The following is a 15,800-nucleotide window of genomic DNA, read 5'->3' as shown; positions in this document are numbered from 1 at the left end:
CTTACGGCCAGAGCAGTTCGCGCTCCCAGATGCCCTCGGCCGTACGCCGGTACCGCAGTCGGACGTGCCTGCGCGACGGGTCGCCCTGGAAGAACTCCACCTCGGCCGGGTCGAGTACGTACCGCGTCCACGTCGGAGCCGGCGCGTCCGGCTCGGCACCCGCCCGCTCCCAGGCGGCCTGCGCCACCCGGGCCAGCTCCTCCACCGACCCGAGCACCTCGCTCTGCCGCCCCGTGAGCGCGGCGGCGAGCGCGCCGCGCGAGCGCACCGCCAGGTCCGCCCGGCTCTCCTGCGGCCCGCACGCCGTCACCCGGCCCCGGATCCGCACCTGCCGCGCCACGGCCGGCCAGTAGAACCCGAGCGCGGCCTCCGGCTGCCCGGCCAGCTGCCGACCCTTGGCGCTGGTGGCGTGCGAGGCGAAGTGCCAGCCCCGCGCGTCGGCGTCGTGCAGCATCAGCATCCGCACGTCGGGCCGTCCCTGCCCGTCCACGGTCGCCAGGCTCATGGTGTGCGGCTCGGGCTGACCCGCCTTGGCCGCTGCCACGAACCACTCCCGGAACAACGCCAGCGGCTCGGTGGGCGCGGCGGAGGTGTCGAAAGCGGGGAGCGGGGAGTCCCATACGCGCAGGGAGTGCAGGGTCTCCCGGAACTCGTCGACGCTCGTCGTTCCACCGGTCTCGCCGGTCTGGCTGCTCTCTTCGCTCTCGTTCGTCATGCGGCCAGGCTACGTCGGGTCCGTTGGGATCTTGATCGATTGGTGGGGAGGGGGGAGGGGGGAGAGGGTGGTGTTCGCGGGGCCTTGCCGATGGGTGGGTCGGGGGTGGGGTTTGTCGGTGCCCCGGCCGGTCGGCAGTGAAAAGGGTTGGGGCTTTCCCGTCGGTCCCACTGTCCTTCCGCGTCGGGCCGGCCTGTCAAGGGCGCTCCCTGCGGTCGCGTCGCTGCGCGATCGCCTACGGCGACCCTTGACAGACCGACCCGCCACGGAAAGACAAGGACCAACGGGAAACCCCCAAAAGAACGGGCCGGGAGGAACAGCGACAACCAGCCGGGACAGCCATGTCCGACCCGGCTTCGGCCCGGCGGCCGCCCTCCAAATGCCGACCACAAGAGGCCCGGCGGGGGGAAGGGCGCCCCAAATCGCTACGCGCTCCTCGCCGACGGCGTCCGGCCCCCGTCTGGGGCTGATCTCGCCCCAGATCGCTACGCGCTTCGCTTTGCCGGCGTCGCCGGTCGTTTTGGGTTGGACATAGGCCGCCCACGATCGCTACGCGCTTCTCGATGACCGCGACCGACCCCGGTTTGGGGCTGATGGACCCGAATTCGGGGCCGACATCCGCCCCGACCGAGGTTCATCAGCGGCAGAGCGCGGATGACACCAAAAACCCACACTCATACCGCATCAATTAGGGCATAACGGTAGGCATTTTGGCTGCCTATCGGCTCTGACTGCACTACAGGTTGAAATGGTCGCTGTTTGGCTCCGTCTTCCGCTCTCGACGGCCGTCGGACGCGGTCAGGGGGAGGAATCGAGGCCTTGGGCGGCTTGTGTCCAGCCCCAGGCGGTCGTCGGACGCCGTCGTCGAGAAGCGCGTAGCGATCTGCCGCGTGACCAGCCCCAGGCGGGCCGCAGACGCCGAGAAATGAGGAGCGCGTAGCGATTTGACGCGCCCTTTGTGTCGCCGGGGCTCTTGTGGTCGGCCTTTGGGGGGCGGTGGTGGCTGGGCCGGAGCCGGGTCGGACGTTTCTGCTCCGCCTGGTTGTCGCTGTTCCTCCCGGCCCGTTCTTTTGGGGGTTTCCCGTTGGTCCTTGTCTTTCCGTGGCGGGTCGGTCTGTCAAGGGTCGCCGGAGGCGATCGCGCAGCGACGCGACCGCAGGGAGCGCCCTTGACAGGCCGGCCCGACGCGGAAGGACTATGGGACCGACGGGAAAGCCCCAACCCTTTTCGGCGCCGACCGGCCGGGGCGCCGACAAACCCCACCCCCGCCCCACCCATCGGCAAGGCCCGCGTGACCCCCGCCCCCGCCCCCACCCCGCAGGGTTCAGGCCCCGACGCGCTGAGGCGGCCCGCCGGCCACCGGCCACCGCCCACCGCCCGCCAGTCCGTGCGTGGCGTGTGCCCCCACCTCACCCCCGCCCCAGAACCACCGTCCCCGACGAGCAGAACCAGCCGCCCGTGCCCGAGGCGACCGCGACTTCCGGGAGACGGCCGCCCGGTTTGGTGACCTGGCCCGCGCCCGCCTCGCCGCGGAGTTGGCGGACCGCTTCGACCAGGAGGAAGAGGCCGCGCATGCCCGGGTGGCAGGCGGAGAGGCCGCCGCCGTCCGTGTTGACCGGGAGTTCGCCGTCCCGCAGGAGGCGGCCCTTCTCCACGAAGGCGCCGCCTTCGCCCTTGGCGCAGAAGCCGAGGTCCTCCAGGGTCACCAGCGTCATGTACGTGAAGGCGTCGTAGATCTCGGCCAGGTCCACGTCGGCGGGTGTCAGGCCCGCCTGCTCGAAGGCGATTCGGCCGGAGACGGCCGCCGGGGAGACCGTGAAGTCCTCCCACTCCGACATGGTGGTGTGGGAGACGGAGGTGCCCGAGCCCAGGATCCAGACGGGCGTCTTGGCGGTGTCCGGTACGTAGTCCTCCGCGGCCAGGAGCACCGCGCAGCCGCCGTCCGAGCGGATGCAGCAGTTCAGCTTCGTGAAGGGGTCCGCGATCATCTCGGAGGACAGGACCTCGTCGACGGTCAGGGGCTCGCGGAACATCGCGTCGGGGTTCGTGGCCGCGTTCGCGCGGGCCTGTACGGCCACCGAGGCGAGCTGCTCCAGCGTGGTCCCGTACTCGTGCATGTGGCGGCGGGCGGCCATGGCGTACTTGGAGATCAGCGTGTGCCCGTAAGGGACCTCGAACTGGAGCGGTCCCCGGGCGCCGAAGGAGAGGTTCGAGGTCCGGCGGCGCGCCTTGATGTCGGCCCGGGCCGTGGATCCGTAGACCAGCAGCACGGCGTTGGCACGGCCGGCGGCGATCGCGTCCGCCGCGTGGGCCGCCATGACCTCCCAGGTGGAGCCGCCCACGGAGGTGGAGTCGACCCAGGTGGGGCGCAGGCCCAGGTACTCGGCGACCTCCACCGGGGCGAGCGTGCCGAGGCCGGCCGAGGCGAAGCCGTCGATGACGGAGCGGTCGAGCCCCGAGTCGGCCAGGGCGCTGCGGGCCGCCTGCGCGTGCAGGGCGTACGGGGTCGGGCCGTCCACCCGGCCGCAGTCCGAGAGGGCGACGCCGACGACGGCGACGCGGCGGCGGGGGCGGGAGTGGGAGTGGGGGCGCGGTTCGGGTCCGGGGCCGGGTCCGGGCGTGGGTCCAGGTGTGAGTCCAGGCATGGAGGGAAGGTACATCTGACGTCGCGTCAGTTTCTAGAGTCAACCCGCGGCTCCCGCCCCCTGTGCATCCATCACCGCCCGCCCTAATATGACGGACCGTCAGATACGGGAGGGAGCCCGACGATGGATGCCGCCTTCACCGCGGAGCAGGACGAGATGCGCCGTACCCTGCGCGAGGTCCTGGGCAAACGCTGCGGTCCCGACGAGGTCAAGGCCGCCGTCCGCACCGCCGAGGGGTACGACCGTGAGCTGTGGCAGCAGCTCGCCCAGCAGCTCGGGCTGCCCGGCATCGCCGTCGCCGAGGAGTACGGCGGGGTCGGCTGCACCCCCGCCGACCTGGCCCTGGCCTGCGAGGAGACCGGGCGGGCCCTGCTGCCCTCCCCGCTGCTGGCCACGGCCGCGCTGTGCGCGCCGCTGATCACCGCCCTCGGCACGCCCGCCCAGCGTTCCGCGCTGCTCCCGCCGCTGGCGGCCGGCACCCTCACCGCCGCGCTCGCCGTACCCGGCCCGGCCCTGGCCACCGCGCTCGGGCTGACCGGCGACAACGCCGCCGGGCCGTGGTCCGGCGGTGGCCGGGCGGGCGGGGTCCAGGCCCGGGCCGCGGAGGACGGGGCCGGTTGGCGGCTGTACGGGGAAGTGCCCCAGGTGCTCGACGGGCACAGCGCGGGCCTGCTGCTGGTCGCCGCGCACACCGGCGGTTTCGCCCGCAGTCGCACGCTGCTCTTCCTCGTACGGCAGGACGCGCCCGGGCTGGTGGCCTCGCGCCAGACCACCCTGGACGAGACCCGCCCGCAGGCCCGGATCGAACTGCGGGACGTGTCGGCCGAATTGCTCGGCGACCGCGGCGACCACGGCGACCACGGCGATCTCGACGGCGGCGAAGCGGACGGTTCCGAGGTGCTCGCCGCCCTCGCCGCCACCGGTCGTACCGCCTCCGCCGTGCTCGCCGCCGAGGCGGTCGGCGCGGCGGCGCAGGCGCTCGCCCGCACCGTGGACTACGTGCAGCAGCGCGAGCAGTTCGGCCGTGCCGTCGGATCCTTCCAGGCGGTCAAGCACCGGCTCGCCGACCTGTACGTACGCGTGCAGGCGGCCCGGTCGGCGGCCTACTACGCGGCCTGGGACCCGGAGCAGGGCGGCCTCGCCCTCGCCCAGGCGCTGGAGACCCTGCGGGTGACCGCCGGTGAGGCCATCCAGCTCCACGGCGGCATCGGCTTCACCTGGGAGCACGACGCGCACCTGTACTTCAAGCGGGCGGCGGCCGACGAGCTGCTGTTCGGCCCCGTCCACCGGCTGCGGGCGCACGCCGCGGACCGTGCGGACCTGTTCACCCCCCAGTCGCGGAAGGTGGCCGTCTGATGGCCATGGCCCTCGGAGTCAAGGTGATGCAGAAGGTCTCCTCGACCATGCTGTTCGCCAAGATCGCACCGCACTTCATCCCGGCCATGGACAAGGCCGTGCACAAGCTCACCCGCGGCAAGGTGATGCTCAGCGCCCAGATGCTGCCGGGCGTGATCCTCACCGCGAAGGGCGCCAAGACCGGCGAACCCCGCACGACCCCCCTCGCCTGCATGCCGGAGGCCGACGGGGTCAGCTGGCTGCTGATCGGGTCCAACTTCGGCCGGCCCGGCCACCCGGCGTGGACCGGGAACCTGCTCAAGCACCCGAACGCGGACGTGAGCTGGCGCGGCCAGGACATCGCCGTACGGGCCCGGCTGCTGGAGGGGGAGGAACGCGCGGCGGCGTGGCAGGCGGTCCTGAAGTTCTGGCCGCCGTACGCGACGTACCAGGCGCGCATCGAGCGCGAGATCCGGCTGTTCCGCCTGGAGCGTCGCTGATCGCAGGCGGGCGGCGCGGTCCGAACACGGTCGGAGCGCGGCCGGAGCACGGTCAGGGCGCGGCCGGGGCGGCGGACCCTCTCGCAGGGCCCGCCGTCACTTGGTCGGCTTCTTGCCGGTGATGCCGAGGTGGACCAGGAGGGCCAGGTTCGGCTTGAGTTCGGCCTGCTTGACGCCCCAGGTCTGGAAGCCCTTCTGGTGCGAGGCGACCGCGGCCAGCATCGCGACCAGTGAGCCGGCCATCGCGGCCGGGCTGACGTCCTTGTCGACCTTGCCCTTGGCCTGGAGCTCCTTGACCGACTCCGTCAGGGAGTTGGTGACGGAATTGAGGATCTTCATGCGGATCTTGTAGAAGCGCTTGTCTCCCTCGGCCGCGCCGAGGTCGACTACACGCAGGATCGCGTCATTGCGCCGCCAGAAGTCGAGGAAGCCCTCGACGAGCTCCTCGGCGGCGGCCCACCCGGATTTCCCGACCCAGGTGCGGCCCTCGACCAGTGAGGTCAACTGCGCGCCTTCGGTCGCCATTTGCTCGGCGATCTCCAGGACGGCGCCTTCGACGTCCGGGAAGTACTGGTAGAAGGTCGCGGGGGAGGTACCGGCCTTGCGGGCGACGTCGATCACTTTGACGTCGCGGTACGGCGAGGAGCTGAGCATCTCGCTGAGGCAGTCGAGCAGCTTCTGCCGCGTCGCTTGGCCGCGCCGGCCGGCGACACGCCCGTCGACGGTGCGTACTTGTCCTGTCATGCCGTCAGCTTACCGAGGGGTGATCGGGGCGCTATTCGGCCGCCTGCAAATGGGGTTATGGGGCCCCCGGCCTGGCCGGAAAGCGGATTTGAGAGGCTTTGGCGGTGGATTCCGGCCTGGGGTGAACCCGGTGCCGGGTCCTGCGGCGGGTCGCCCGGTTGCTCAGCGTTTCCCCCGAATAGTCTTATCAACAGGCTGTGGACAAGTTTTCGGGCAGATCATGGCCGTGGAATGGGACAGGTGGGAGAGGTGGGACGGTACGCACCCCCGCACGACGGAAGGAACCGGGCTCATGGCCGCATTCGCGGAAGGCGCGCCCTGCTGGGTCGACGCCTCGCTGCCGGACGTCGAGGCGGGCAAGCGCTTCTACGGTGAGCTCTTCGGGTGGACTTTCGGGGACAGCGCGGGAGCCGAGTACGGCCACTACACCCAGGCCTACAGCCGCGGCCGCAACGTCGCCGCCCTCGCCCCCAAGCCCGACGGCCGGATGCCCACCGTGTGGGGGATCTACCTCTACACCACCGACGCCCACGCCTGCGCCCAGCGCATCCGGGCCGCCGGCGGCCACATGGTGATGGACCCGATGCCCGTGGGCCCGTACGGGGCCGCCGCGATGGCCGCCGACCCCGGCGGCGCCGTCTTCGGCCTGTGGCAGCCCGGCACCCATCACGGCTTCGAGGCCCAGAACGAGCCGTACACGTACTGCTGGAGCGAGGTCTACACGCGGGCCCGCGACGCCGTGGACGTCTTCTACGCCAAGGTCTTCGGCTACGTGCCGGAGGACCAGAACGACGACGAGGCCGGCATCGAGTACCGCGTCTGGTCCCCGCCCGGCAAGGCGCCCGGCAGCGACACCGCCGTACTGGGCCGCAGCCTGATCACCGACGCGTTCCCCGACATCATGCCCGCGCACTTCCTCGCGTACTTCGCCGTCCCGGACTGCGACCAGTCCGTCGCGACGGTCCGGCGGCTCGGCGGCCGGGTCACCGCCGATCCCGTCGACACCCCGTACGGCCGCATCGCCGTCGTCGCCGACAATCAGGGGGCGGTCTTCGGACTCCTCTCGGAACCCCGGACGCGCCTGGGCCGGTGACGAGTGGGCCATCCCACCCCACCCGGCGGGCCGTGCCGGGGCCGGACCAGGCGCGGGCCTGACAGAATCGGGGTTGCGCGACCCGGGCGGCGCCCGGAGTGAGACGCTGCACGGGGCACGACCCCGTACCGGTGGAAGCGGGCCCGGAGCGTGGGTCCGTACGGGGATGTGAAGGGGCGAGTGGTGGAGCAGCTGACGCAGCACGACCCGAGACGGATCGGCCCCTTCGAGGTGCTGGGACGGCTCGGCGCCGGCGGCATGGGGCTGGTCTATCTCGCGCGGTCCGCGTCCGGACGACGGGTCGCGATCAAGACGGTGCGCACCGAACTCGCCGAGGACCAGCTCTTCCGCGTGCGGTTCACCCGCGAGGTCGAGGCGGCGCGCGCCGTGTCCGGCTTCTACACCGCGGCCGTGGTCGACGCCGACCCGCGGGCGGCGGTGCCGTGGCTGGCGACCGCGTACGTGCCGGCGCCCTCCCTGGAGGAGATCGTCAACGAGTGCGGGCCCATGCCCGCCCAGGCCGTGCGGTGGCTCGCGGCCGGCATCGCCGAGGCGTTGCAGTCCATCCACGGGGCGGGCCTGGTCCACCGCGACCTGAAGCCGTCCAACGTGCTCGTCGTCGAGGACGGCCCGCGCGTGATCGACTTCGGTATCGCCAGTGGTGTCTCCAACACCCGTCTGACGATGACGAACGTGGCCGTCGGCACCCCCGCCTACATGTCGCCGGAGCAGGCGAAGGACTCGCGCAGCGTCAAGGGCGCCAGCGACGTCTTCTCCCTCGGCTCGACGCTGGTGTTCGCCGCGACCGGGCACCCGCCGTACCACGGGGCGAACCCGGTCGAGACGGTGTTCATGCTGCTGCGCGAGGGGCCGAACCTGGAGGGGCTCCCCGACGAGCTGCGGCCGCTGATCGACTCCTGCATGCAGATGGACGCCACGCAGCGCCCGACCCCCGCCGACCTCCAGGCGCAGCTCGCCCCGCACCTCTTCGAGGGCGACGACGAGAGCGGCACCGCCTCGGCGTGGCTGCCCGGGCGCGCGGTCGCGATGATCGAGGCCCGGCGGGCGGGGAACCGTACGGCTCCGACCACCTCCCTGAACCCGCCGCGCCCGGGCTCGGACCGCAGGCCCGGCGCCGACCCGCGCCCGGGTACGGACCCGCGTCCCGGTGCGGGCTCCGGGGCGCGCTCGGACGACGCCACGCACCGCCGCCCGCGCGGCACCGACTCGTGGCTGGACCCGCGCACCGGGCAGGCCCTGCCGCAGCGCCCGGACCGCCCGCCGATGAACCCGGTCTCCTCGGGCGAGCCCGTCCGCCTCGGCGGTTCCCCGGTGCCGATCGGGCCCGGTCCGCGGGCGACGGCCGCGGCCCCGGCCGCGCACGCCTCCGCCGCGGACTCCGCGACCGGCTGGGTCCGCCCGCCGGGCGGCTCGGTGGTGGCGGCGCCCTCCGGCGTCGTCGTACCGACCCCGAGCGCGGCCCCGGACAGCGGGCGCTGGCGGCCGTGGCGCTTCCGCATGTCGAACGAGGTGTGGGGCACCCCGACCGTCGCGGGCGACCTGCTGTACGTCACGTCCTTCGAGGTGCACGCCCTGGACGTGGCGAGCGGGCGGCGCCAGTTCAAGACCCGGGACGTGGCCTGGTCCATGGCCGTCGCCGACGGCCGCATCCACGCCTCCGACGGCCCCTCGCTCTACGCGCTCGACGCCAAGGACGGCTCGGAGCGGTGGCGGCTGTCGACCGAGTCCTGGGCTTACGCCGTGCGCGCCGAGCGGGGCACGGTCGTCACCGCGACGCGCGGCGGCGGCGTGCAGGGCTGGGAGGCCTCCAACGGTCAGCAGCTGTGGCAGCTGAGCGGGGCCCAGACCGACTTCGAGACCCCGGAGGCGGCGCCCGTCCTGCACGACGGCACCGTGTACGTGTGGCAGGACGCCCGGCTGCGCGCGCTGGACGCCCGCAGCGGCCGCGAGTCGTGGTCGTACCCGGTCGGCGACGCGGGCTCCTGCGGCAACGTTCCGGTGCGGGTCACGCCCGGCCCCGACGGCAACGTCTACGTGGCCGCCGGCACCCGCGTGCTCTCCGTCGACCGGGCCTCGGGCCGGGTCCGCTGGCACTTCGAGGCCCCCGCGGTCTTCCTGGCGCCCCCGGCCTTCGCGCCGGGCGCGGCGGTCACGGGCGGCGGGGTGTACCTCGTCGACTACCTCGGCACGGTGTACGCCCTGGACGCGGCCACCGGTCAGGACCGCTGGCGCATCGCGACGGAGGCGCGCTCGTCCGTCGATCCGGTCGTGGTCGAGGCGGGCAACATCCACCTGGGCGCGGGCAGTGCGCTGTACACGCTCGACGCGGTCACCGGCACCCCGAAGTGGCGGTTCGCGGCGGGCGGCGAGATCACCGGCATGCCGGCGGTCGCGGACGGCCGGGTGCACTTCGGCTCCGCCGACCACTGCCTGTACACGCTGGACGCGGCGGGTGGCCAGCTGCGCTGGAAGCTGGCCACGGGGGGCGAGATCACGGGCGCCCCGGTGGCCGAGGCGGGCGTGGTCTACGCGTGCAGCAAGGACCGCTGCGTGTACGCCCTGGACGCCGCGAAGGGGACGGGTACGCGTACGTCCGCATGACGGGCTTCCGGCCCCGCCGGGTAGCGCACGGCACCGGGAGTGACAGGATGGACCCCATGAGCAACGTTTACTTCGACATCAACATCAACGGCGAGGCCGCCGGCCGCATCGTCTTCAACCTCTTCGACGAGGTCGTCCCGAAGACGGCGCGCAACTTCCGCGAGCTGGCCACCGGCCAGAACGGCTACGGCTACGCCGGCTCCGGCTTCCACCGCGTCATCCCGCAGTTCATGCTGCAGGGCGGTGACTTCACCAACCACAACGGCACCGGCGGCAAGTCCATCTACGGCGAGAAGTTCGAGGACGAGAACTTCGACCTGAAGCACGACCGCAAGTACCTGCTGTCGATGGCGAACGCCGGCCGCAACACCAACGGCTCGCAGTTCTTCATCACCACCGTCCTGACCCCGTGGCTGGACGGCAAGCACGTCGTCTTCGGCGAGGTCGTCGAGGGCTCCGAGATCGTGGACCAGATCGAGAAGCTGGGCTCCCCCTCGGGCGCCACCCGCGCGAAGATCGAGATCGCGGCCTCCGGCGTCGTCGACGCCGCCTGATCCACACCAGGCCTGCCGGCCCCGCCCCCACACCGGGGGACGGGGCCGCAGCCGTTTTCGCGGGCCCTCGCGGGCGTCGGCGGCCGGTCAGCCCGCCGCGGTGAACTGGCCCGTGCCGACCACCTTGAGGAGGGCGAGGCGCTCGGCGGTGTCACTGCCGACGGGCGGCGTGTACAGGACCACGCGCTGGTCGCCCTCCGGGGCGAGCAGGACCTGGCAGTCCAGCTCGACCGGCCCGATCAGCGGGTGCAGGACCCGCATGCGCGAGGCCCGGCGCACGGAGACCTCGTGGAGGTCCCACAGGGCGGTGAACTCCTCACCGGTCCCCTTCAGCCGCTCCACCAGGCGCGCCGCGGCCGGGTCGCCCGCGCGCCGGCCCACGGCCGCCCGCAGGTCGGCCACGTGCAGCCGGCTGTAGTACTCGTGCTCCTCCGCGGGGTAGGCGACGCGCTGGGCCGGGTCGGCGAACCAGCGCCAGGCCACGTTGCGGCCGTGCTCGGAGACCGTGCACACGCCGCCCAGCAGGGCCTCGGCCATCGGGTTCTGGGCCAGGACGTCACCGAGGTCGCCGAGGACCTGGACGGGTGTGTCGGGGAGCCGGTCCATCAGGTGCAGCAGCCCGGGGCCGACGTGGTCGCCCGAGGTCCGCGCGGCGGGCGGGCGGCGGCCGGCGAGGAGGTGGAGGTGGTCGCGTTCGTCGTCGGACAGGCGCAGGGCCCGTGCCAGGGCGGCGAGCATCTCCGGCGAGGGCTGCGGGCCTCGGGCCTGTTCGAGGCGGATGTAGTAGTCGGCCGACATGCCGGCCAGCTGGGCGACCTCCTCGCGGCGCAGGCCCGGCGTGCGCCGTCGGGGGCCGACCGGCAGGCCGGCGTCCTGGGGCCTTACCCGCTCGCGGGAGCGGCGCAGGAAATCGGCGAGTGCCTCACGGTCGATCTTCATACGGTCATCCTGCCGGACGGCCGGATGCCCAACCAGGGACTGCCGATCCCAGGGTAAGGAGGGCTCTCCCGGCCCCTTACGGGCGGCGGCACTGTTGGTCTGGCCGGAGCGAGAACGCCCCGGCCGACACCGCCGACACGGTCGGCACCGCACAGACACGGGAGCACACCATGGCCATCGTCGACGTCAACGGCGCGCAGGTCCACTACGAGAAGACCGGCTCGGGCCCCGCCCTGGTGCTGGTCCACGGCACCGGATCGGCCGGCGCGGCCCTCAACTGGGGCCAGACCGCGCCCCGGTTCGCCCCGCACCACACCGTGATCACCCCCGACCTGTCCGGCACCGAGGCGACCGTGGACGACGGTGCCCCGCTCACCGCCGAGGGTCTCGCCGCCCAGGTCATCGCCGTCATCGAGGACGCGGTGGAGGCGGCGGACGGGCCGGTCGACCTGCTGGGCTTCTCGATGGGCTCCACCGTCGCCGCCACCGTCGCCGCGCTCCGCCCCGACCTGGTGCGGAAGCTGATCCTGGTCGCCGGGTGGGCCCACACCGACAGCGACGAGTACCTGCGCAGCCTCTTCACCCTCTGGCGGGACCTCGGCGCCTCCGATCCCGCCTCCTTCGGCCGCGCCGTGGCGATGACCGGCTTCAGCCGCGGGTTCCTCAACGCCATCGGCCGCGAGGCGTTCGAGGCCCTGATCCCCAACATGCCGCCCACCGAGGGCACCCTGCGCCACATCGACTACGACCTGCGGGTGGACATCCGTCCGCTGCTGCCCCGCATCGAGGCCCCCACCCTGGTGATCGGCGGCACCCAGGACATCACGGTCCCGGTCCAGCACAGCCGCGACCTGAACGCCGCCATCGCGAACAGCTCCTACGCCGAGATCGACGCGGGCCACGTCATGCTCTTCGAGCAGGAGGACACCTTCGTCAAGCTCGTGAGCGACTTCATCGCGTGAACACCCGCAGTACAGGAGGCTCCGCCAGGAGCGTCGCCGTGCGGGCCAGGGCGGCGGCCAGGTGGGGGGAGGCGAGATGGGCCTGCCATGAGGCGTCGTCGGCCCACTCCTCCAGGACCACCCAGGCGCCGGGGGCGACCGGGTCCTCGTACGGGCGGTACGAGAGGTTGCCGGCCTCGGCCCGGGTGGGGGCGACGAGGGCGAGGGCCTGGGCGCGGACTTCCGCCTCCCGGCCGGGGAGGGCCCGGAGACGGGCGATCGCCGTCACGGGGGGCTGCGGGGCGGGCCCCGGAACGGGGTCGGATTCGGACATGACGCTCCCCCTCGGCGAATGGCGCGGTCGTGGTGACCTCGACACCCAGAGACTAAACAGAACGGTTCAGTCTTGCAACTGTACGGATCTGTTCATTGGTGTGGGTGCGTTCTGGTACCGTGGCGCGCCGACAACGGGGGGAAGGGGTCGGGCCGGTGGTGGTTGGACGGCGCATCAGGTTCACGGCCGTACTGGTGGGGGTCGTGCTCGCGTTGTCCGGCTTCTCCTCGAACGGGGCCGGCGGCAGCGGCGGCAGCGGCAAGGGCAAGAGCAAGAGCAGTGGCGGCGGGGGCTGTTCCAGCTCGAAGAGCGGCAAGAAGAAGTCGTACGGCGGCGGCAACGGCGGCGCCGCGACCGCCGGCGCGTCTCCCCGTGCGAGCACCACCCCGGCCACGGCCGAGGTGGTCACCTGCGTCGGCGCCACCGCGTCGGTCACCACGATCGGCTTCACCTCGACGCTCGACGTCCGGGCGGCCTTCTCCGTGACCCTCTACCGCGAGAGCGCCACCGGCGCCGTCGTCGAGCAGAGCGTCGTCCGCGTGACCCTGGAGGCCCGCGAGACCCGCACCGTCGACGTCGCCCTCACGGACGCCTCGCACGCCCCACAGGTCGCCAAGTGCCGCATCGACGCGCCCGTCAGGGGTGCGGACACCACGGGCGGGGGCCCGGGGACGCCCAAGGTCACGCCCAAGGCCACGGACAAGGCGACGGCCACGGCCCCGGCCGCGCCGAAGGCGACGCCCAGGGTCACGGGCAAGGCCGGGCCCAAGGCGAGCCCCTCCCGCTGACGGCCGCACCGGCTCAGCGCAGTCGGAACTCCTTCCCGGGTCGGCGGGACGCGAAGAGTTCCGCCTGGTCGTCCGGCGTCAGGTTGCCCAGCGAGATCAGGGCCGGCGCCTGGGACAGGGCCTGTTGGAGTGCGGCCTGCTTAGCCGACCACAGGGCCCGTACGGTGCCCTGCACGGCCCCCGGCGGGTGGCCGGCCAGGGTTTCCGCCGCCCGCAGGGCCGCCGGGAGGAGTTCCCCCGGCTCGGTCAGTTCCGAGACGAGCCCGATCTCGTACGCGCGCCGCGCCGAGAGCCGCTCGGCCGTGCCCATCAGGGACATCCGGGCCGCCTCGCCGAAGGGCATGCGCTGCGCCATGTACACGGCCTCGTAGGCGCTGACCATCCCGTAGGTGGTGTGCGGGTCGAAGAAGCTCGCCGAGGAGGACGCGACGAGGAACTCCGACTCGCCGAGCAGGTAGAACGCCCCGCCACAGGCCATGCCGTTGACGGCGGCGACCACCGGCTTCCACAGGTCGCCCGCCTTCGGCCCGATCCCGGCCAGCGGATCGTCGACCGAGTACGGGGAGCCGGGCTGCGGCACCTCGACGCCCCGGTCGATGCCCGTGCAGAAGGCGGCCGTCCCCGCGCCCGTCAGCACCACCGCCCGCACGTCCTCGTCGAAGCGGAACTCCCGCCAGGTCTCGATCAGTTCGGAGGCCGTCTCCAGGTCGATCGCGTTGTGCCGGTGCTCCCGGTCCAGGGTGACGACCGCGACCCCGGTCGCCTTGTCCCGCTCCACCCGCAGCGTCAAGACTTCTCCAGGATCCAGCGCGGCACGGCCATCCCGTCGACGCTCGTGAAGGTCACCTGGACCCGCGCCCCGATGCGCAGTCTGGCCGGGTCCACGGAGTCGAGCGGGGCGTCGGCGGAGGTCACCAGGTTCCCGGCGAGCCGGATGCGGGGCGCGTCGGCGAGCTCCACGAGGATCACGTTGTACGGGGCCTGCGCCGCGTACGCGGGCAGCAGCGGCGGGTGAGGCAGTACGTAGGACCAGATCCGGCCCCGGCCGCTCATCAGGCGCCACTCGCTGTCGAAGGACCGGCAGTGCGGGCAGCAGGGGCGGGGCGGGAAGCGGAGTTCGCCGCAGGCCGTGCAGGCCTGGACGCGGAGCTCGCCCCGGGCGGCGTACTCCCAGAAGGGCGCGCCGTCCTCGTCGGGGACGGGCAGCAGCAGGCCCTCCGTCGAGGAGGGAGTGGGTGCGTGCGTGGGTACGGATGCGGTCATGGCCGGCTCAGCTCCTCAGCAGGAGCGCGGACGTCGGGACACCCTCGCCCGCCGTCACCAGGCAGGTCGCGGCGTCCGGCACCTGGGCGGTGGAGATGCCGCGCAGCTGCTTGACGCCCTCGTTGATCAGGTTGAAGCCGTGCACGTAGGCCTCGGACAGGCCGCCGCCCCCCGTGTTGATGGGCAGCCGGCCGCCCATCTCCAGGGCCCCGCCCTCGGTGAAGGCGGCGCCCTCGCCGCGTCCGCAGAAGCCGTAGCCCTCCAGGGAGAGCGGGATCAGCGGCGTGAAGGCGTCGTAGATCTGGGCGACGTCCACGTCCTGGGGCCCGAAGTCGGCCTGCTTCCACAGGTGGCGGGCGGCCGTCCAGGCGGGGCCGCTCAGCGGGTCCTCGTTCCAGTAGTTGACCATGCCGTGGTGCTGCGAGGGCAGGCCCTGGGCGGCGGAGTGCACGTAGACGGGCTTCTGGCGGCAGTCCCGGGCGCGTTCGGCGGAGACGATCACGCAGGCGAGCGCGCCGTCGGTCTCCAGGCAGTTGTCGAAGAGGCAGAGCGGGTCGCTGATCATGCGGGAGGTCATGTACATCTCGCGGGTCAGCGGGCGCTCGTACATCATCGCGGCCGGGTTCTCGTTGGCCCGGTTGCGGCAGGCCATCGCCACGTTGAAGAGGTGGTCGCGGGTGGCGCCGTACTCGTGCATGTAGCGGCGGGCCAGCATGCCGATCTCGTCGGCCGGCCGCAGCAGCCCGAAGGGGCGGGTCCACTGGCCGGGGGTGGGCAGCTGGACGGCGGTGTTCTTCCAGGGCCGGGGGCCCGAGCCGCGTTTGCGGGAGCGCCAGGCGACGCCGACGGTGGCCTGTCCGGTGGCGACGGCCGCGGCGAGGTGTCCGACGGTGGCGCAGGAACCGCCGCCGCCGTAGCCGATCTTGGAGAAGAAGGTGACGTCGCCGGCGCCGATGGCCTTGGCGACCTCGACCTCGTCGGTCTCCTCCATGGTGTACGAGGAGAAGGCGTCGACCTCGGACGGGTCGATGCCCGCGTCGTCGAGGGCCGCCAGGATGGCCCGGCAGGCCAGTTCCTTCTCGGACTGCGGCAGTCGTTTGGCAAAGGGCGTCTGGCCGATGCCGACTATCGCCGTAGCGTCCTTGAGCGTTGCCGCCATCGCCACCTCCGTGGGTGAGGGGTGCACCGGTACTGCTGACAGCCGCGAAGGCTACCGCTAATCTGACGGATAGTCAGCTACTGGGTTCGCGGAGGGGTGGCACGGATGGGCGACGAAGGGCGCGAAGGCGGGCTCGGCGAGCCGCACGGCGACCGGCGCGAGGGCGTA

15 protein-coding genes are annotated in these 15,800 nt (G+C 72.8%); 7 read left to right on the top strand and 8 right to left on the bottom strand.

Annotation, left to right across the window (positions count from 1 at the left end; translation table 11 throughout):
* Position 1 precedes the first annotated feature (1 nt).
* Both ACFYYJ_RS19180 and ACFYYJ_RS19175 read right to left on the bottom strand, forming a co-directional pair.
* Positions 2-715, bottom strand: coding sequence for a pyridoxal 5'-phosphate synthase (locus ACFYYJ_RS19180; RefSeq protein ID WP_389133877.1), 714 nt, complete (start codon positions 713-715; stop codon positions 2-4).
* A gap of 1,409 nt (positions 716-2,124) precedes the next feature.
* Complete coding sequence (locus ACFYYJ_RS19175) at positions 2,125-3,360, bottom strand: acetyl-CoA acetyltransferase (RefSeq protein WP_389133875.1); 1,236 nt, start codon at positions 3,358-3,360, stop codon at positions 2,125-2,127.
* A gap of 123 nt (positions 3,361-3,483) precedes the next feature.
* Here ACFYYJ_RS19175 and ACFYYJ_RS19170 point away from each other — a divergent pair, with 123 nt between their 5' ends.
* Positions 3,484-4,716 carry an acyl-CoA dehydrogenase family protein gene (locus ACFYYJ_RS19170; RefSeq protein ID WP_389133872.1) on the top strand — a complete coding sequence of 411 codons (1,233 nt, stop codon included), beginning with the start codon at positions 3,484-3,486 and terminating at the stop codon, positions 4,714-4,716.
* A 5-nt stretch (positions 4,717-4,721) separates the two neighbouring features.
* The gene (locus ACFYYJ_RS19165) at positions 4,722-5,195 is read left to right on the top strand and encodes a nitroreductase family deazaflavin-dependent oxidoreductase (protein ID WP_389134017.1); all 474 of its coding nucleotides are present in this window, start codon (positions 4,722-4,724) and stop codon (positions 5,193-5,195) included.
* 96 nt (positions 5,196-5,291) lie between these two features.
* Here ACFYYJ_RS19165 and ACFYYJ_RS19160 read toward each other — a convergent pair whose 3' ends face one another.
* Positions 5,292-5,939, bottom strand: a complete 648-nt coding sequence (locus tag ACFYYJ_RS19160; RefSeq protein ID WP_376660656.1) for a TetR family transcriptional regulator — start codon at positions 5,937-5,939, stop codon at positions 5,292-5,294.
* Positions 5,940-6,231: 292 nt separating this feature from the next.
* Here ACFYYJ_RS19160 and ACFYYJ_RS19155 point away from each other — a divergent pair, with 292 nt between their 5' ends.
* The 3 genes from ACFYYJ_RS19155 (at position 6,232) to ACFYYJ_RS19145 (ending at position 10,208) form a co-directional block, all read left to right on the top strand.
* Positions 6,232-7,032, top strand: coding sequence for a VOC family protein (locus ACFYYJ_RS19155; RefSeq protein WP_385363284.1), 801 nt, complete (start codon positions 6,232-6,234; stop codon positions 7,030-7,032).
* A gap of 183 nt (positions 7,033-7,215) precedes the next feature.
* Positions 7,216-9,654 carry a PQQ-binding-like beta-propeller repeat protein gene (locus ACFYYJ_RS19150; RefSeq protein ID WP_389133867.1) on the top strand — a complete coding sequence of 813 codons (2,439 nt, stop codon included), beginning with the start codon at positions 7,216-7,218 and terminating at the stop codon, positions 9,652-9,654.
* A gap of 56 nt (positions 9,655-9,710) precedes the next feature.
* On the top strand, positions 9,711-10,208 hold the full coding sequence (locus tag ACFYYJ_RS19145) for a peptidylprolyl isomerase (RefSeq protein ID WP_385363286.1): 498 nt from the start codon (positions 9,711-9,713) through the stop codon (positions 10,206-10,208).
* Positions 10,209-10,295: 87 nt separating this feature from the next.
* Here the strand turns inward: ACFYYJ_RS19145 and ACFYYJ_RS19140 are convergent, their stop codons facing one another.
* A complete protein-coding gene (locus ACFYYJ_RS19140) occupies positions 10,296-11,147 on the bottom strand; it encodes a helix-turn-helix transcriptional regulator (RefSeq protein ID WP_385133226.1) in 852 nt (283 codons plus the stop codon).
* A gap of 170 nt (positions 11,148-11,317) precedes the next feature.
* Here ACFYYJ_RS19140 and ACFYYJ_RS19135 point away from each other — a divergent pair, with 170 nt between their 5' ends.
* Positions 11,318-12,109, top strand: a complete 792-nt coding sequence (locus tag ACFYYJ_RS19135; protein WP_385363288.1) for an alpha/beta fold hydrolase — start codon at positions 11,318-11,320, stop codon at positions 12,107-12,109.
* On the opposite strand, the gene ACFYYJ_RS19130 is transcribed toward ACFYYJ_RS19135, so the two are convergent.
* Positions 12,099-12,422: a putative quinol monooxygenase gene (locus ACFYYJ_RS19130; RefSeq protein WP_385133221.1), complete on the bottom strand. Its 324-nt coding sequence runs from the start codon at positions 12,420-12,422 to the stop codon at positions 12,099-12,101. The genes ACFYYJ_RS19135 and ACFYYJ_RS19130 overlap by 11 nt on opposite strands.
* Positions 12,423-12,577: 155 nt before the next feature.
* Between ACFYYJ_RS19130 and ACFYYJ_RS19125 the strand changes: the two genes are divergently transcribed.
* On the top strand, positions 12,578-13,210 hold the full coding sequence (locus tag ACFYYJ_RS19125; protein ID WP_389133861.1) for a hypothetical protein: 633 nt from the start codon (positions 12,578-12,580) through the stop codon (positions 13,208-13,210).
* Positions 13,211-13,223: 13 nt separating this feature from the next.
* Here ACFYYJ_RS19125 and ACFYYJ_RS19120 read toward each other — a convergent pair whose 3' ends face one another.
* The 3 genes from ACFYYJ_RS19120 to ACFYYJ_RS19110 are packed head-to-tail and all read right to left on the bottom strand — an operon-like array spanning position 13,224 to position 15,632.
* Positions 13,224-14,000, bottom strand: a complete 777-nt coding sequence (locus tag ACFYYJ_RS19120) for an enoyl-CoA hydratase/isomerase family protein (protein WP_385363290.1) — start codon at positions 13,998-14,000, stop codon at positions 13,224-13,226.
* Entirely contained in the window at positions 13,997-14,473 is a 477-nt protein-coding gene (locus ACFYYJ_RS19115; RefSeq protein WP_389133858.1) for a Zn-ribbon domain-containing OB-fold protein, read from the bottom strand. Before ACFYYJ_RS19115 ends, ACFYYJ_RS19120 begins: the two co-directional genes overlap by 4 nt.
* 7 nt (positions 14,474-14,480) lie before the next feature.
* Positions 14,481-15,632: a lipid-transfer protein gene (locus ACFYYJ_RS19110; protein ID WP_389133857.1), complete on the bottom strand. Its 1,152-nt coding sequence runs from the start codon at positions 15,630-15,632 to the stop codon at positions 14,481-14,483.
* Positions 15,633-15,800: the final 168 nt, after the last annotated feature.

The organism is Streptomyces sp. NPDC002467, from assembly GCF_042889825.1.
Taxonomy (GTDB): domain Bacteria; phylum Actinomycetota; class Actinomycetes; order Streptomycetales; family Streptomycetaceae; genus Streptomyces.
This window is presented reverse-complemented; position numbering and strand designations above follow the sequence as displayed.

Excerpts from the sequence above, each read along its gene's own strand:
- ACFYYJ_RS19180 (WP_389133877.1), bottom strand. The coding sequence starts at position 715 with ATGACGAACGAGAGCGAAGAGAGCAGCCAGACCGGCGAGACCGGTGGA.
- ACFYYJ_RS19175 (WP_389133875.1), bottom strand. The coding sequence starts at position 3,360 with ATGCCTGGACTCACACCTGGACCCACGCCCGGACCCGGCCCCGGACCC.
- ACFYYJ_RS19170 (WP_389133872.1), top strand. The coding sequence starts at position 3,484 with ATGGATGCCGCCTTCACCGCGGAGCAGGACGAGATGCGCCGTACCCTG.
- ACFYYJ_RS19165 (WP_389134017.1), top strand. The coding sequence starts at position 4,722 with ATGGCCCTCGGAGTCAAGGTGATGCAGAAGGTCTCCTCGACCATGCTG.
- ACFYYJ_RS19160 (WP_376660656.1), bottom strand. The coding sequence starts at position 5,939 with ATGACAGGACAAGTACGCACCGTCGACGGGCGTGTCGCCGGCCGGCGC.
- ACFYYJ_RS19155 (WP_385363284.1), top strand. The coding sequence starts at position 6,232 with ATGGCCGCATTCGCGGAAGGCGCGCCCTGCTGGGTCGACGCCTCGCTG.
- ACFYYJ_RS19145 (WP_385363286.1), top strand. The coding sequence starts at position 9,711 with ATGAGCAACGTTTACTTCGACATCAACATCAACGGCGAGGCCGCCGGC.
- ACFYYJ_RS19140 (WP_385133226.1), bottom strand. The coding sequence starts at position 11,147 with ATGAAGATCGACCGTGAGGCACTCGCCGATTTCCTGCGCCGCTCCCGC.
- ACFYYJ_RS19135 (WP_385363288.1), top strand. The coding sequence starts at position 11,318 with ATGGCCATCGTCGACGTCAACGGCGCGCAGGTCCACTACGAGAAGACC.
- ACFYYJ_RS19130 (WP_385133221.1), bottom strand. The coding sequence starts at position 12,422 with ATGTCCGAATCCGACCCCGTTCCGGGGCCCGCCCCGCAGCCCCCCGTG.
- ACFYYJ_RS19115 (WP_389133858.1), bottom strand. The coding sequence starts at position 14,473 with ATGACCGCATCCGTACCCACGCACGCACCCACTCCCTCCTCGACGGAG.
- ACFYYJ_RS19110 (WP_389133857.1), bottom strand. The coding sequence starts at position 15,632 with ATGGCGGCAACGCTCAAGGACGCTACGGCGATAGTCGGCATCGGCCAG.